Source organism: Methylobacterium sp. 174MFSha1.1, from assembly GCF_900116815.1.
Taxonomy (GTDB): Bacteria; Pseudomonadota; Alphaproteobacteria; order Rhizobiales; family Beijerinckiaceae; genus Methylobacterium.
On sequence record NZ_FPCB01000045.1, the window covers coordinates 1 to 13,839 of the forward strand.

The following is a 13,839-nucleotide window of genomic DNA, read 5'->3' on the forward strand; positions in this document are numbered from 1 at the left end:
GTCGCGTCCCGCCGCCGCTTGAGGAGCGGCGGGACGCGACCTTCGGTGAGCAAGGAGCTGTAAGCACGGCCAAGGCCAGAGCAGGATGAGGGACCTGGGACCAGGACACTCCGCCACGTCATCGCGCGTCACAGCGCGTCGGGATGTTGGGAGCCTGGTTCTTCGCAAGGAACGCTTGTGCGCACCCCTTGGTGGCCCGCCGTCGTCCTCGTCGCATCAACCGCGGCGGCACGACGGCATCAGAGGCCGGATACATGACTGCTCCTGAACCGACTGGCTCAAACCGATGCTCACAAACCCTTGCGAAACGGGGGCCGTCCATACATGACGTGGAGGGTATCAACGGCATCGAATCCGGTCGAAGGATCGCGGCCGGGCGATCGGCACGAACCCTTCCCCGATCACCCGCCTCAGAACGGCAGGATCCCGAACTCGGCGACGCGGCGGTTATGCTCGGCCCAGAGACGCATCATCTTGGCGAACAGGCCCGGCTTCGCGGAAGCCCGGGCGGAAGCGACGGAACGGGTCGCGGCGATCGACGGCGAGGAGGCCATGGGTTCGGCTCCGAGTTGGGAGGTCAAGGTGGAACTCTGTGGTTCCTGTCCCCGACCATGCCGCCGATGTTGCGTCGCAACAATCATCGATCTCGCAGCTGCGATATGCATTGATCGCATGCAACAGGCGTCATCATGCCGATTTGCCCGTCAATCATGCATAATATGCCTGGCTGACGGGCGTTAAGCTTCTCCGAGAGGCTCTATCTCAGCCATCGATGGCGGTCAGGTCGACCTCCGTGGTGATCGTGCCGAGGATCCGGGCGCGGGCGTGTTCCAGGGCCTCGCAGGCCTCGGTCAGGGTCCGCAAGGGAGTCCGGCCCCACTCGGTCATCAGGACCACGCCGTCGAGGAGCGGCGCCAGCGCCACGGTGGCGGCCGAGCGGCCGACCGGCGGCAGGTCGACGATCACCACGTCGTAAGCGTCGGACAGGCTGGTGAGCAGCGCCTCCATGGCGGGCGAGCCGAGCCAGTGCGGCGAGGGCAGCAGCTCATGCGCGAGGGGCAGCACGTCGCACCCGTCGGTGAGCGCCGTGACATGCGCGCGCCAGCTCTCCGTCGCCCGGATGCCGAAGCCGCGGAGATCCGCGACGACCCCCTCGCCCGTCCCGGATTCGCGCAGCACCGGGTCGGCGGCGTCGGCGTCGATCACCAGGGCGCGCGCGCCCGCGGCGGTGTAGAGCCGCGCGAGCTCGATCGCCGCGAGCGCCTTGGTGCGCCCGCAGGTGCGTCCCGCCGCGGTGAGGCCGATGGTGCGCAACGGCACGGCGTGGCTGGCCGAGGCGAGGGAGAGCCGGGTCCATTGCAGGCCCTCCGCCAGCCCGGCGCAGAGCCGCGCCTCGTCGGTCAGGCCGCGGCGGCGAAGCCCCGCGCGCCCCGACGGCCGGGCCGGAATCCAGCCGAGGCAGTCCCGCCCGGTCGCGGCCCGGACCTGGCGCCGGGAGCGGGCGCGCCCGTCGAGGAGGAGCCCTGCGACCCCGACCATCACGAATAGCCCGGCCCCCGCCGCCGCGCCCGCCGGCATCGTCATCCGCAGGCCGGGATTGGAGCGGAACAGCGGCCGGGTCGCCGCGGTGATGACGCGGGAATCGGCCACCGGGGCGCTCTGACGCTGCACCGCCTCGGCCAGCACCACCAGCAGGCTCTCATAGACCTTGCGCGAGGTCTCGGCGGCGGATTCGAGCTCCTCCAGCGTGCCGGGCTCGTCGTCCGCCGGCGCCCGGGGCACGATCTGGCTGCCGGCGCTCGCCACCGGCCCGTCGGCCTCGTCGCGCCGGCCGCGCCGGATGCGGTAATTGTGGGTGGCGCGGAATTCCTGCACGGCGCGGATCGCCGTGTTCATCTGGTTGCGGAACCGGTCGACCCGCTCGTTGAGCCAGTCGGTGGCGAAGCGCGAGGCCTCGATGCGGGCCTCCATCTTCTCGCGCAGGAACTGCTCGACCACGGCGTTGACGATGTCGGCCGCCTTCTGCGGGTCGCGGGCCGAGAAGGTGATGTCGAGGGCGTAGGCGAGGCCGGCGCGGCGCACGTCGAGCCGGGCCGCGAAGGTGTCGAGGAGGCGCCGCTCGGCCTCGAGGCCGCTATCGACCTCCGCCTCGGCGCGCCCGGTCGCGCCCTTGAAGGACGCGCGGGCATTCTCGAACAGGGCGACGGCGCGCTCCTGCACGTCTGCGGCCCAGGCCGGGAGCCGGAGGCTCGCGCCGGCGAATTCCGGATCGCCCCGCAGGCCGAGCTTGTCGATCACCATCTTGGCGACCTTCTCGGAGCGCAGGATCGCCACCTGGTTGGCGATCTGGCCGGTATCGATGGCGAAGCGCGCCTCGCCGCCGGGCTCGGCGAAGAGCGGCGGCATCTTCGAATCGATCACCAGCTGCGCCCGGGCGGTGTAGACCGGGGTCGAGGCCATCGCGAAAAGGGCGCCGAGCGCCGCCCCCGCGAGGGCACAGGCGAGGATGCGGGTGCGGCGGCGGCGGAGGAACGCGAGGATGTCGCGGACCTCGAGGCTGCGCGTCTCCGGCGGGTCGTCCCGAAGGCGGGGGGCGAGGGACGGGTCGGTCCAGATCGGGTTGTTCAGCAAGATCGCGCTCTCTTCGGCTCGACCGCGGCGGGGGATCCGGGATCGGCGGCTCCCCCGCGGGCGCTGGTGGCCGCCGCGGACGGCACCCCGTGATCTCTCGATCCCGAGGCGTCGCCCGTGACCCTCCGAGGTGTACGTCCGGCACGGGCGGCGCCGGAACGCCGCGGAACGGCGTAGGCGCGGCCCGGAGGCGCCCGGGCGGCGGAGGCGGGGCTCCGCCGATCGCCCGTCCCCTACCCCTTCGGTCGGGCCGCGCCGCCCCCGCCTCCTCCCGAAGGCGGCGGCGCCTCCCCGGAGGGTGGAGGACCGGCCCAGCCCACCCGATCCGGCCGGTCGAGGCGGCCCGGCCCCGCCGCCCCCAAAGCCTGTGCTGCCGGGCGGCGCGGCCGCGGCCTAGGCTCCGATCCTCGTCGAGGCCGAGCCCGCGCGCTCGGCGAAACCCGCGACCCGACGGACAGGAGCCCGCCCGCATGCCGATCACCGACGTGTCCCTCGAGGAGGGCGCCAGCATCACGCATCCGGAGCTCGTCGACCTCGCCGGCTGCCGCATCGGCGCCGGCGCCCGAATCGGGCCGTTCGTGCAGATCCGGCCGGGGAGCCGCGTCGGCGCGCGCTGCAAGGTCTCCTCGCACAGCGTGCTCGGCCCTGCGGTCGAGCTCGGCGAGGGCGTGTTCGTCGGACACGGGGTGGTGATCGGCGACGGCGGCGGCGCCCGGCCGACCCAGATCGGCCCCGGCGCGTCGCTGGGATCGCGCGCCACGGTGCTGCCCGGACTGGTGATCGGCCGGGGCGCGATGATCGGCGCCGGCGCCGTCGTCGTCGGCGACGTCCCGGATTTCGCCCTGGTGGTCGGCGTGCCCGGCCGGGTCGTGGGCGACGCCCGCGACCGGCGCGGCCTCGAACCGCACGATCCGGCCGGGCGCCTCGACGAGGTCGCGGCCGGGTGAAGCGCGATCACGCGATCGGAAGCCCGGCGGAGTTGCACCGGGCAACCCCGCCGGGCCGGTCATGACCCGTCAGTGCGTCGCCGCGGCGGTCGGGATTCCGGTGACCTGCGCCGCGGGCTCCTCGCTCAGCCAGCGGTACAGGACCCCGCCGAGCGCCCCGCCGATGATCGGCGCGACCCAGAACAGCCAGAGCTGCGCCACCGCCCAGCCGCCGACGACGAGGGCCGGACCGGTGCTGCGGGCCGGGTTGACCGACAGGTTGGTGATCGGGATGCCGACGAGGTGGACGAGGGTGAGGCAGAGCCCGATCGCCAGCGGCGCGAAGCCGACCGGCGCCTTGCCGTGGGTCGCCCCCATGATGACGAACAGGAACATCATAGTCAGCACCACCTCGGCAAGGAAGCACGCGACGAGGGAGTACTGACCGGGCGAGTGCTCGCCGTAGCCGTTGGCCGCGAAGCCCTTGGCGAGGTCGAAGCCCGGCGCGCCGGAGGCGATCACGTAGAGCAGCCCCGCCGCCGCGACGCCGCCCACGAGCTGCGACACGATGTAGGGGACGATGTCCCGGGCCGGGAAGCGCCTCCCCGCGGCGAGCCCGATCGTCACCGCCGGGTTGAGATGGCAGCCGGAGACGTGGCCGATGGCGTAGGCCATGGTGACGACGGTGAGGCCGAAGGCGGCCGAGACCCCGAGCAGGCCGATGCCGACCTGCGGGAAGGCCGCCGCGACGACCGCGCTGCCGCAGCCGGCGAAGGTGAGCCAGAAGGTGCCGATCCCCTCGGCGGCACATTTGCGGATGTCCATGGGACGTCTCCTCGTGCGGGATTGGGCTTCGCGTTGAACGGCTTGCGTGAAGACTTGTTTTTGTACCGACGACTTTGCGGACTTGGCGGCCCCGGGCCGGGCTTCGTGCCGGCTTGATCGAGCACCAGGACATCGTCCGCGAGCAACCGCCGCGGATTCGACGCCGCGCGTCTCCCGGATCAGTCGTGGACGCAACTTGCCCACCAGAACTCCGAGGCATGTTCCGAGCTTTGGTGCCGACCGGATGCTTATAGCGCAGGTTTCGACGGCAAAAAAAGCCCAAACGATCCGGTTTCGTACTTAAAGGTATTGCGACTGGCCGCTTCGTCCGGCGTCAGAGTGGCTTTCGACCGCAACCGAGGGGGCGCTTCGCAACAAGCCGCTGCAACCCGAAGCAGATTGCGAAGCCTCGAACCCCGGCAAATCAACGTCTGCGGGTGGATCATGTCGTCTGATTCAAGGCAGCGTCGAGCCTGTAATGCAGCCTCTTCGGCAGGATCATCCTCCACTGCTCTGTCCCCGCGCAAGCCGCCATCCCGACGAGGACCGCAACCGCCGCCGCGCATTCCTCGGCATCGAGTTTGGCGAGGAGAGCCTCGATGCCAGGGGATACGGCAAGGCCCTTCAGGCCGGCGATGCGCGCGACCTGCGCCGGCGCAAAGACGGCGCTCGGCGGGCGGGGTTCGCTCTCCACGGCAAGCGTCGGGACGACGGCATAGATCTCGTCGAGCCGCAGAGCGACCGCGATCGCGTCGAGGCGCAGGACGGCGTCCGGCGCCTGGAGGAGCTCGTAGCGCCAGCCGGCGCCCTCCCGGTGATACGCCTCGATCCGGCGCTGGTCCTGGGCGACGAGCACGAAGTGGCGGAGATCGGGCAGGCCCTGATAGGCGAGCCATTTCCGGCCGCGATCGTAGCGCTCGGTCGAGGGGGACAGGACTTCCAGGATCACCGTTGCGCCGGCCACGCCCTTCGTGTCCGGATCGGCCACGACGCCGTCGCCGCACGCGACGAAGACATCCGGATAGAACCGCGCCGTGCCGGCCTCGAGCCGCATCGTCTCCCGGAACGAGGCGCAGGGGCCATCAGGGGCAAGGCGCGCCGCGACGAGCCCGTCGAGGCGCCGGGTCAGGGCGTGATGCGCGGTCGAGCCGCCGACCATCATGCGAAAGACTTGGCCGTCGATATACTCGAGCCGTTCCCCGTCCTCGGCCGCCGCGCAGAGACGATCGTAGCCGTCGAGGTCGACGCGCACGTCGTGCCGCAGAGCGGGCATGCCGGTACTCCGAAGATGAAAACCGGCGCGATCGTAGGCGAGGGCCGCGCGGTTCGAAAACCCCTCACCGGGGAGGCGTGCACCTCACCGCCGCCCGAACAACCGCTCCACGTCCGACAGCTTCAGCTCGACATAGGTCGGCCGGCCGTGATTGCACTGGCCGGAGAACGGCGTCGCCTCCATCTCGCGCAGGAGCGCGTTCATCTCCTCGGGCCGCAGGCGGCGGCCGGCGCGGATCGAGCCGTGGCAGCTCATCCGCGACAGGACGGCGTCGAGGCGGCGGGCGAGCGGATCGGCCCCGCCCTCGACGAGCGCATCGACCACGTCGGTGAGGAGCGCGCGCAAGGATCCGCCGGCGAGCGCGGAGGGCACCTCGCGCACCAGCACCGCGCCGTGACCGAAGGCTTCGAGGACGAGGCCGAGATCCTGCAGGGAGTCGGCCGCGTCGGCGAGCCGGTCGGCCTCGACGGGATCGAGCTCGACCACCTCGGGGATCAGCAGGATCTGCCGGGCGATGCCGCCGCCCGCCCGCTCGCGCTTCAGCCGCTCGTAGACCAGCCGCTCGTGGGCGGCGTGCTGGTCGACGATGACGATGCCGTCCCGGGTCTGGGCGACGATGTAGGTCTCGTGCAGCTGCGCCCGCGCCGCGCCCAAGGGGTGCTGCTCGGCGGGATGGGGGGGCGCTTCAACGGCCGGTGCGCGCTGGTCGGCGCTCGGCAGGGCGAGGTCGCCGGAGAAATGCGCCTGGCGCCCCTCGCCGAAGCCCTCGGCGGGCGGTCCCTCGTAGGCGGCCTGGTCCGGCTCGCGGGCCTGCCACGGTGCAAGAGCCGCATCGCGGCCGAAATCGCGCGCGAAGTCCTCCGGCCGCCCCGAACCGGCCGGCCGGGACGGCGCCGTCTCGTCGCGGCGCGAGAACAGGCTCGCTGGCGGGCGCTGGGGCATGGAGGCGGGTGCCTGCGCCGGCACCGGCGTCACCGCCGGCCGCAGGCTCTCCAGGGTGCGGGCCGCGACCGTGGCGGAGCTGCGCCCGCCCTCGCGGCGCAGGGCCTCGTGGATGGCGCTGACGATGAGCCCGCGCACCAGGCCGGGATCGCGGAAGCGCACCTCGGTCTTGGCCGGATGGACGTTGACGTCGACGAGGGCCGGGTCGCAGGTCAGCGCCAGGGCCAGGACCGGATGGCGGTCGGAGGCCATCACGTCGGCATAGGCCCCGCGCACCGCCGAGAGCAGCAGCCGGTCGCGCACCGGCCGGCCGTTGACGACGAAGTGGACATGGGTGGCTGCCGCCCGGTGGAAGGTCGGCAGGCCGACATGGCCGTCGAGGGCGAAGGCCTCGCGCTCCAGGCTCAAGGGGGCGGAGTTCTGGCCGAAATCCGGGCCGAGCACCGCCACCAGCCGGCGCAGCCACGAGCCCGGCCCGGTCTCGGCCGGGAAGACGAGGCCCGCGGACGAGGAGCCCTCGCCCGTCAGCGTGAAGCGGATCTGCGGGTGGGCGACCGCGAGGCGGCGCAGGATCTCGCCCACCGCCGTCGCCTCCGCCCGATCGGACTTGAGGAATTTCAGCCGCGCCGGGGTGGCGGCGAAGAGGTCCGTCACCTCGATCCGGGTCCCGGTTTGGGCAGCGGCCGGGCGCACCGGGCCCTTCTCGCCGGCATCGACGACGATCACGTGGCCGTTGTCGGTGCCGGGCACCCGCGAGGTGATGGCGAGCCGCGCCACCGCGCCGATCGACGGCAGCGCCTCGCCGCGAAAGCCGAGGGTGTCGATGCGCTCCAGGTCGCCGTCGGGCAGCTTCGAGGTCGCGTGGCGCTCGACCGCGAGCGCGAGATCCTCCGCGCTCATGCCGCCGCCGTCGTCGACGACCCGGATCAGCTTGCGCCCGCCGGCCGCGATCGTCACCGCGATGCTGGAGGCCCCGGCATCGACCGCGTTCTCGACCAGCTCCTTGACCGCCGAGGCCGGCCGCTCGACCACCTCGCCGGCGGCGATGCGGTCGACGAGGACCGGGTCGAGGCGGCGGACCGAGGGGCGTCCGGGGGATGGGTTGGCCATGACGAGAATATAGGCTTTCGCGGGCGGCGCCAGAAGGTGCAGGATCCGGCGTTTCCACCGGATGGATCGACGCGGATGGCGCAAGGTGACGGGGCCCTCGATTCAGGGATTCGCCCAGTCGGGACTCTTGCGGCCGACGTGGTCCTGCGTCCCTGCACGGAGGGCGACCTTCCGGCGGTGACGGCGATCTACGCCCACGCGGTCGCCACCGGCCGGGCCTCGTTCGAGCTCGAGCCGCCGGACGAGGCCGAGATGCGACGGCGCCGGGCCGAGCTCGTCGCCGGCGGCCACCCCTATCTCGTCGCCGAGCGGGCGGGCCTCGTGGCCGGTTACGCCTATGCGGGCCCGTACCGAACCCGGCCGGCCTATCGCGGCACGGTCGAGACCTCCGTCTACGTCCGGCCGGACCAGGCCGGGCGCGGCCTCGGCCGGCGCCTGCTGGAGGCGCTGGTCGCGCAGGCGGAAGCGGCGGGGTTCCGCCAGATGGTGGCGGTGATCGGGGACTCGCACAACGCCGCCTCGATCGCCCTGCACGCCGCCCTCGGCTTCCGGCATGTCGGGGTGCTGCGATCCGTCGGCTGGAAGCACGGCACCTGGCTCGACACGGTGCTGATGCAGCGCCCCCTCGGGCCGGGCGACACGAGCCCAGCCGACGGGACCCCGCCGGACCGATGAGGGAAAGGTCTGTCGCGGCGTCAGTTACGGGGACTTAACCCTGCCGGTTGTAACGCTCTTAACCATGATGGCTCGCCGGAGGTGGCGGGGCGGAGCGGAGCGGCAGGCCCGTGGCGGACGAGCGGCGAACATCCGGACAGGCCGGCTCCGGTATCCCGGCCCTGATGCTGGCGGCCTCCCTGCTCGGCGCGGGACCGGTCGCGGCGCAAGGGCTTGGCCCGAATGCGGCGCCGGGCCAGGATCTCGGCCAGAACCTCGGCCAGACTCTCGGCCAGGGACTGAGCCTCGGTCAGGGGCCGGGCGATCCGTCCCTGGCCGGCCCGCTTCCGGGCGGGCAGGATCCCGGCACCTTCGCGCTCCGGGCCACCAACCCGGCGCTCCAGGGCGGCCTCGCCCGGGGCGTCGGCCGGCCGGGCGCGGGCACCCGCTCCGGCGCGAGGCCGCGCACCCCGCCGCCGCGGCGCACGCGCCCGCCCACCACCGCGATCACCCGCCAGGCGACCCAGCAGGGCACGGCAGAGGATGCGCGCCTGCGCCCGACCGTGCAGGTCCCGGTCTCGGGGCTCCCCGACATCGCCGGCGCAGTGCCGCTCCTGCGCCGGCGCACCCTCGATCCCCTCGACCCCTACGGGCCGCTGGGCATCCGGGTCGGCAGCCTCACCCTGTTCCCGGCCCTGCAGCAGAGCGTCGGCTACGATTCGAACCCCGACCGCTCGATCTACCGGCGCGGCTCGATGGCCCTGCGCAGCCAGGGCGAATTGCGCGTCGAGAGCGACTGGTCGTCCCACTCGCTCACCGGCGAGGCGCGCTTCGGCTACTTCAACTATCCGGACAACCGCAACGCCAACCGTCCGGACGGCGACGGGGCGATGCGGCTGCGCCTCGACGTCGCCCGCGACACCAAGGTCGACGTCGAGGGCCGCTACGCGATCTCGACCCAGCGCGCCGGCAGCCCGGACCTGAACGCCCAGGTCCGCGACCGGCCCCTCGTCGCCGCCTATGGCGGCACCGTCGGGGTGACGCAGAACTTCAACCGGCTGCAGGTGACGGTGGCGGGCCTGATCGACCGCCAGACCTTCGAGAACGCCCAGCTCGCCGACGGGACCTTCCTGCGCCAGGACGACCGCAACGCCAACCAGTACGGCCTGCGCCTGCGCACCGGCTACGAGATCCGCCCCGGCTTCACCCCCTTCGTCGACACCCTGGTCGACACCCGGGTCCACGACTTCGCGGTCGACCAGTCCGGCCTGCGGCGCGATTCCGACGGCGTGACGGTGCGCGCCGGATCGAGCTTCGAGTTCAGCCGGCTGCTCGCCGGCGAGGTCTCGGCCGGGTACCTGTCGCGCCACTACGCCGACAGCCGCCTGCGCGACGTCACCGGCCCGGTGATCGACGGCTCGGTGACCTGGGCGGCGACCGCCCTCACCTCGCTGCGGGTCGGCGCCTCCACCGGCGTCCTCGAGACCATCGTGCCGGGGGCGAGCGGCATCCTCACCCGCACCGCCGTCGCCGAGATCACCCACGACCTGCGCCGCAACCTGCGCCTGACGCTGACCGGCACCCTGATCAGCAACGACTACCAGGGCACCAGCATCCGCGAGCAGGGCTACAGCGCCGGTGTCCGGCTCGATTACCGCCTCAATCGCTGGCTCGGCATCCGGGCGAGCTACGCCCGCGAATTGCTGCGCAGCACGGCGATCGGGTCGAGCTATCATTCGGACACGTATCTGGTCGGGGTGCGGGTCAACCCGTAACCGACCTCTCCCTGCGACACCCGCACCGCGCAACCCGGACCACCCTCCCCCGGTTCTACCCGGAGACCTCGATCCGGAGGGAGGGCGTGTCCGCGCGATGACGAGAGCGTTCCGGCCCGAGCGCATCTTCCTGGTCACCAGCCTGGTGCTGACCATCGCGGCGGCGGTGGCGCTCTACGTGCTGCAGGCGACCACGCTCACCATCGCGGTGGCGCCGCGGGACGGGACCGAGCCGGCGCTGATCCGCGCCTACGCGGAGGCCCTGAAGAGCACCCAGAAGGGGGTGCGCCTGCGCATCCTGCCCTTCGACGACGTGCGCGAGAGCGCCAAGGCGCTCGAACAGGGCAAGGCCGACCTCGCGGTGGTGCGGCCGGACGTCGACCTGCCGGCGAACGGCCTGACGCTCGCGATCCTGCGCGACCAGGCGATGCTGATCGCCTCGCCGGCGCCGTCGGGCATCACCACCTTCCCGGAACTCGCCCGCAAGCGCCTCGGCATCGTGGCCCACCGCGACGCCGACCTGTGGCTGTTGAAGAGCCTGATGGGCTATTACGGCCTCACCCTCCAGGAGGGCGGCAACGGCCCGATTCCGGCCGGTCAGGTGCGGCTGGTGCCTCTGGCGGAAGAAGACCTCGCCGGCGCCTTCGCGGAGAAGCGCATCGACGCGGTGGTGGCGGTGATCGCGCCCGCCGCCCCGATGGCGTTGCGCCTCGTCGCCACGGTCCAGGCGGCGAGCCGGACCCGCAAGGTCGCGTTCGTCGGCGTCGAGGACGGGCCGGCGATCATCGAGCGGCTGCCCCGGCTCCAGGCGGTGACGGTGCCGGCCGGCCTGTTCGGCGGCAGCCCGAAGGTGCCGGAGGAGGAGGTGAAGACGGTCGGTGCCTCCTACCGGCTGATGGCCCGAGCCACGATGAGCCGCACCGTGGCGGCGGACGTGACCCAGCACCTGTTCGAATTGCGCTCGCGGCTCTCCGACGCGACGCCGGCGGCCGACTACGTCGCGGCGCCGGCCTACGAGACCACCGCCGAGGCGACGAGCGCGCGGCTGCCGATCCATCCCGGCGCGATCGATTACTACGAGCGCGAGCAGCAGGGCTTCATCGAGCGCTACGGCGACTGGATCTACCTGCTGGCGGTGCTCGGCGGCGGCTTCGGCTCGGCGCTCGCCTGGCTGCGCCAGCGCCTGCGCCGCCTGCGGCGCGAGCGGATCGACGTGGTGATGGACCGCCTGCTCGAAATCCTCGCCGAGGCGCGCCGGGCGAATCCGGCCGGGCTCGACGCCCTGACCGGCGAGGTCGATGCGCTCGCGGCGGACGTCGTCCGCTACACCCGCGAACGCGAGACCGACACCCGCACCATGGCGGCGGTGATGATCGCGATCGAGACCGCCCGCTCCACCATCGCCGATTGCCGGCGCATGGCCGGCGAGGCGGTGCCGCCGCGGCCCGCCTTCCGGCTCAGCGCGGCGGAGTAGTTTGCTTTATCGCACCATCGCGAGGGGAGCGCCGGACTTCGACAGGGCGCCGTCCATGGCGCCGCCGGCCGGGCGCAGGCGCGCCGCGACCGTGCCGCCGGGCTGGTAGAGGTAGACTTCGCCGTCCCGATAGTCCCAGGCCGTGACCTTGGCGAGGTCCTTGTTGGCGCAGCCCGTGGACGAGGCCTTGTAGAGGTCGAGGGCCGGGGTGCTGGCGAGGTTGACCCGGCAGCTCGCGCCGGTGGCGTCCTTGGCGGTCCAGCCGCCGACGACGCCCGAGCGCCCGCCGCTCGACACGACGGGAGGCGGCGGCGGGGGCGCGATGGCGGCCTGCTGCTGCACCGGCGGGGGGCTCGCCTCCGCCACGATCGGGCCGCCGGGATTGGCGACGACCGGGCCGGGAGGCGCGGCCGCGGCGCCGGGCGGCGGGGCCAGGGGCGCCGAGGTCACCGGGCCGGAGGACAGGCCGGGGCCGAGATCCGGCTCCTCCGGCGGCAGCGGCCGGGCTACCCGCGGAACTGGACGCGCCGAGGCGCCGATTCCCCCGGTGTCGAAGCGCGACGAGGAGCAGGCGCCGGCGCTCGCGGCGAGGGCCAGGGCGGCGACGGTGCAGAGAATCTGACGCGGCATCGAGGGGTCCTGCGGCAATCCGGGTCTGGCCGGCGGCGGCCGTTCTTCGGGGATCGGTTGTGCCCGGCAAATACGATCCCGGGAGGGCGCGTGCAGGGGTTTCCCCAACGACAAAGGCGCCCGAAGGCGCCTTTTCGAGGGGGTGTGGCCGACAGGACCCAGTCGGCCGCACCGGATGCGGTCGCGCGGACGGTCAGACCTCGCGCGCCACCATCATCTTCTTGATCTCGGCGATGGCCTTGGCCGGGTTCAGGCCCTTCGGGCAGGTATTGGCGCAGTTCATGATGGTGTGGCAGCGATAGAGCCGGAACGGGTCGTGCAGGCCGTCGAGGCGCTCGCCGGTATTCTCGTCGCGGCTGTCGATCAGCCAGCGATAGGCCTGGAGCAGGGCCGCCGGGCCGAGGAAGCGGTCGCCGTTCCACCAGTAGCTCGGGCACGAGGTGGTGCAGCAGGCGCAGAGAATGCACTCGTAGAGCCCGTCGAGCCGCGCGCGGTCCTCGGGGGTCTGGCGCCACTCCTTCTCGGGCGAGGGCGTCTCGGTCTGCAGCCACGGCTCGATCGCCGCGTGCTGGGCGAAGAACGCGGTCAGGTCGGGCACCAGATCCTTCAGCACCGGCATGTGCGGCAGCGGATAGATCTTGACCTGGTTGGACTTGCAGTCGTCGATGCCGAGCGTGCAGGCCAGCGTGTTCTGCCCCATGATGTTCATGGCGCAGGAGCCGCAGATGCCCTCGCGGCACGAGCGCCGGAAGGTCAGGGTCGCGTCGACCTTGTTCTTGATCCACAGCAGCGCGTCGAGGACCATCGGGCCGCAATCGTCGCGATCGACGTAGTAGGTGTCGATCCGCGGATTGGCGCCATCGTCCTGGTTCCAGCGGTAGATCCGGAACTCCTGGACGTTCTTGGCCCCGGCCGGCTTCGGCCAGGTCTTGCCCTCGGTGTACTGGGAGCCTTTGGGGAGGTTGAACTGGGCCATCTGTCTATGCCTGATCGGTGCGGTCGAGCCCGAGGGGACGCAGCCGCACCCGTCCGGTCTCGATGGTGAGGAGGGCTCCGGAGAGAAGATCGGCCTGCGCCCCGTCGATCGCGCGTGCGACGAGGGGACCGACCCGTCCGGGCAGCGTGGTTCCCGTGCGGAGCTGGATGACGCTCGGCGCGGTCGCGTCCGACCGCGCCAGGGCAATCCCGAAGTCGAGATCGGCCGTCATGACGGCGCGACCGGAGGCCCGCGCCCAATCGATGATGTCGGTGTCGGGCGCGTCCTCCGCTCCGACCTCCGACCAGTGGATCGCGTCGTGTCCCAGGTCCTGGAGGTATGAAACCCAGGCGGGTGCGAGGTTCATGTCGACCACGATCCTCACGCCGCCGGCTCGAGAGCGATCTCGCGCTCCTGCGCCATCCAGGCCGCGTAACGCAGCGCCTCGAGAACGTCCTCGCGCTCGAGATAGGGATAGGCGGCCAGCAGCTCGTCGATGCTGACGCCCGCGCCGAGATTCCCTAGGATCATCGCGACCGTCACCCGCTTGCCGCGGATGCAGGCTTTCCCGGCCATGACGGCCGGGTCGCGGGTGATGCGGGGGAACTCGGTCATCGATCCCT

13 protein-coding genes are annotated in these 13,839 nt (G+C 72.3%); 4 read left to right on the plus strand and 9 right to left on the minus strand.

The window, feature by feature from the left end; translation table 11 throughout:
- Window positions 1-410: 410 nt before the first annotated feature.
- Together BM430_RS34900 and BM430_RS28855 are read right to left on the minus strand one after the other, a co-directional pair.
- On the minus strand, window positions 411-554 hold the full coding sequence (locus tag BM430_RS34900; protein ID WP_162596236.1) for a hypothetical protein: 144 nt from the start codon (window positions 552-554) through the stop codon (window positions 411-413).
- Window positions 555-762: 208 nt separating this feature from the next.
- Window positions 763-2,631 (minus strand): Wzz/FepE/Etk N-terminal domain-containing protein, encoded by a 1,869-nt coding sequence (locus BM430_RS28855; protein WP_093570672.1) that lies wholly within the window; start codon window positions 2,629-2,631, stop codon window positions 763-765.
- Window positions 2,632-3,101: 470 nt separating this feature from the next.
- Between BM430_RS28855 and BM430_RS28860 the strand changes: the two genes are divergently transcribed.
- The gene (locus BM430_RS28860; RefSeq protein WP_093570673.1) at window positions 3,102-3,578 is read left to right on the plus strand and encodes a DapH/DapD/GlmU-related protein; all 477 of its coding nucleotides are present in this window, start codon (window positions 3,102-3,104) and stop codon (window positions 3,576-3,578) included.
- A 69-nt stretch (window positions 3,579-3,647) separates the two neighbouring features.
- Here BM430_RS28860 and aqpZ read toward each other — a convergent pair whose 3' ends face one another.
- The 3 genes from aqpZ to mutL all read right to left on the minus strand — a co-directional run bounded on the left by aqpZ (window position 3,648) and on the right by mutL (window position 7,707).
- Complete coding sequence (gene aqpZ, locus BM430_RS28865; protein ID WP_093570674.1) at window positions 3,648-4,382, minus strand: aquaporin Z; 735 nt, start codon at window positions 4,380-4,382, stop codon at window positions 3,648-3,650.
- A gap of 442 nt (window positions 4,383-4,824) precedes the next feature.
- Window positions 4,825-5,655 carry a Uma2 family endonuclease gene (locus tag BM430_RS28870; RefSeq protein WP_093570675.1) on the minus strand — a complete coding sequence of 277 codons (831 nt, stop codon included), beginning with the start codon at window positions 5,653-5,655 and terminating at the stop codon, window positions 4,825-4,827.
- Window positions 5,656-5,739: 84 nt separating this feature from the next.
- Complete coding sequence (gene mutL / locus BM430_RS28875) at window positions 5,740-7,707, minus strand: DNA mismatch repair endonuclease MutL (protein WP_093570676.1); 1,968 nt, start codon at window positions 7,705-7,707, stop codon at window positions 5,740-5,742.
- A 75-nt stretch (window positions 7,708-7,782) separates the two neighbouring features.
- Between mutL and BM430_RS28880 the strand changes: the two genes are divergently transcribed.
- The 3 genes from BM430_RS28880 (at window position 7,783) to BM430_RS28890 (ending at window position 11,610) form a co-directional block, all read left to right on the plus strand.
- Window positions 7,783-8,382, plus strand: coding sequence for a GNAT family N-acetyltransferase (locus BM430_RS28880; RefSeq protein ID WP_093570677.1), 600 nt, complete (start codon window positions 7,783-7,785; stop codon window positions 8,380-8,382).
- A 110-nt stretch (window positions 8,383-8,492) separates the two neighbouring features.
- Window positions 8,493-10,136, plus strand: a complete 1,644-nt coding sequence (locus tag BM430_RS28885; protein ID WP_244539704.1) for an outer membrane beta-barrel protein — start codon at window positions 8,493-8,495, stop codon at window positions 10,134-10,136.
- Window positions 10,137-10,233: 97 nt separating this feature from the next.
- A complete protein-coding gene (locus BM430_RS28890; RefSeq protein WP_093570679.1) occupies window positions 10,234-11,610 on the plus strand; it encodes a TAXI family TRAP transporter solute-binding subunit in 1,377 nt (458 codons plus the stop codon).
- Between the two features lie 6 nt (window positions 11,611-11,616).
- Here BM430_RS28890 and BM430_RS28895 read toward each other — a convergent pair whose 3' ends face one another.
- From BM430_RS28895 to BM430_RS28910, 4 genes are all read right to left on the minus strand, one after another.
- Window positions 11,617-12,240: an AprI/Inh family metalloprotease inhibitor gene (locus BM430_RS28895; RefSeq protein ID WP_093570680.1), complete on the minus strand. Its 624-nt coding sequence runs from the start codon at window positions 12,238-12,240 to the stop codon at window positions 11,617-11,619.
- A gap of 193 nt (window positions 12,241-12,433) precedes the next feature.
- Complete coding sequence (locus tag BM430_RS28900) at window positions 12,434-13,216, minus strand: succinate dehydrogenase iron-sulfur subunit (RefSeq protein ID WP_048451937.1); 783 nt, start codon at window positions 13,214-13,216, stop codon at window positions 12,434-12,436.
- 4 nt (window positions 13,217-13,220) lie between these two features.
- On the minus strand, window positions 13,221-13,601 hold the full coding sequence (locus tag BM430_RS28905) for a DUF5615 family PIN-like protein (protein ID WP_177303200.1): 381 nt from the start codon (window positions 13,599-13,601) through the stop codon (window positions 13,221-13,223).
- Window positions 13,598-13,831 carry a DUF433 domain-containing protein gene (locus BM430_RS28910; protein ID WP_093570681.1) on the minus strand — a complete coding sequence of 78 codons (234 nt, stop codon included), beginning with the start codon at window positions 13,829-13,831 and terminating at the stop codon, window positions 13,598-13,600. Before BM430_RS28910 ends, BM430_RS28905 begins: the two co-directional genes overlap by 4 nt.
- Window positions 13,832-13,839: the final 8 nt, after the last annotated feature.

Excerpts from the sequence above, each read along its gene's own strand:
- BM430_RS34900 (WP_162596236.1), bottom strand. The coding sequence starts at position 554 with ATGGCCTCCTCGCCGTCGATCGCCGCGACCCGTTCCGTCGCTTCCGCC.
- BM430_RS28860 (WP_093570673.1), top strand. The coding sequence starts at position 3,102 with ATGCCGATCACCGACGTGTCCCTCGAGGAGGGCGCCAGCATCACGCAT.
- aqpZ (WP_093570674.1), bottom strand. The coding sequence starts at position 4,382 with ATGGACATCCGCAAATGTGCCGCCGAGGGGATCGGCACCTTCTGGCTC.
- BM430_RS28870 (WP_093570675.1), bottom strand. The coding sequence starts at position 5,655 with ATGCCCGCTCTGCGGCACGACGTGCGCGTCGACCTCGACGGCTACGAT.
- mutL (WP_093570676.1), bottom strand. The coding sequence starts at position 7,707 with ATGGCCAACCCATCCCCCGGACGCCCCTCGGTCCGCCGCCTCGACCCG.
- BM430_RS28880 (WP_093570677.1), top strand. The coding sequence starts at position 7,783 with ATGGCGCAAGGTGACGGGGCCCTCGATTCAGGGATTCGCCCAGTCGGG.
- BM430_RS28890 (WP_093570679.1), top strand. The coding sequence starts at position 10,234 with ATGACGAGAGCGTTCCGGCCCGAGCGCATCTTCCTGGTCACCAGCCTG.
- BM430_RS28895 (WP_093570680.1), bottom strand. The coding sequence starts at position 12,240 with ATGCCGCGTCAGATTCTCTGCACCGTCGCCGCCCTGGCCCTCGCCGCG.
- BM430_RS28900 (WP_048451937.1), bottom strand. The coding sequence starts at position 13,216 with ATGGCCCAGTTCAACCTCCCCAAAGGCTCCCAGTACACCGAGGGCAAG.
- BM430_RS28910 (WP_093570681.1), bottom strand. The coding sequence starts at position 13,831 with ATGACCGAGTTCCCCCGCATCACCCGCGACCCGGCCGTCATGGCCGGG.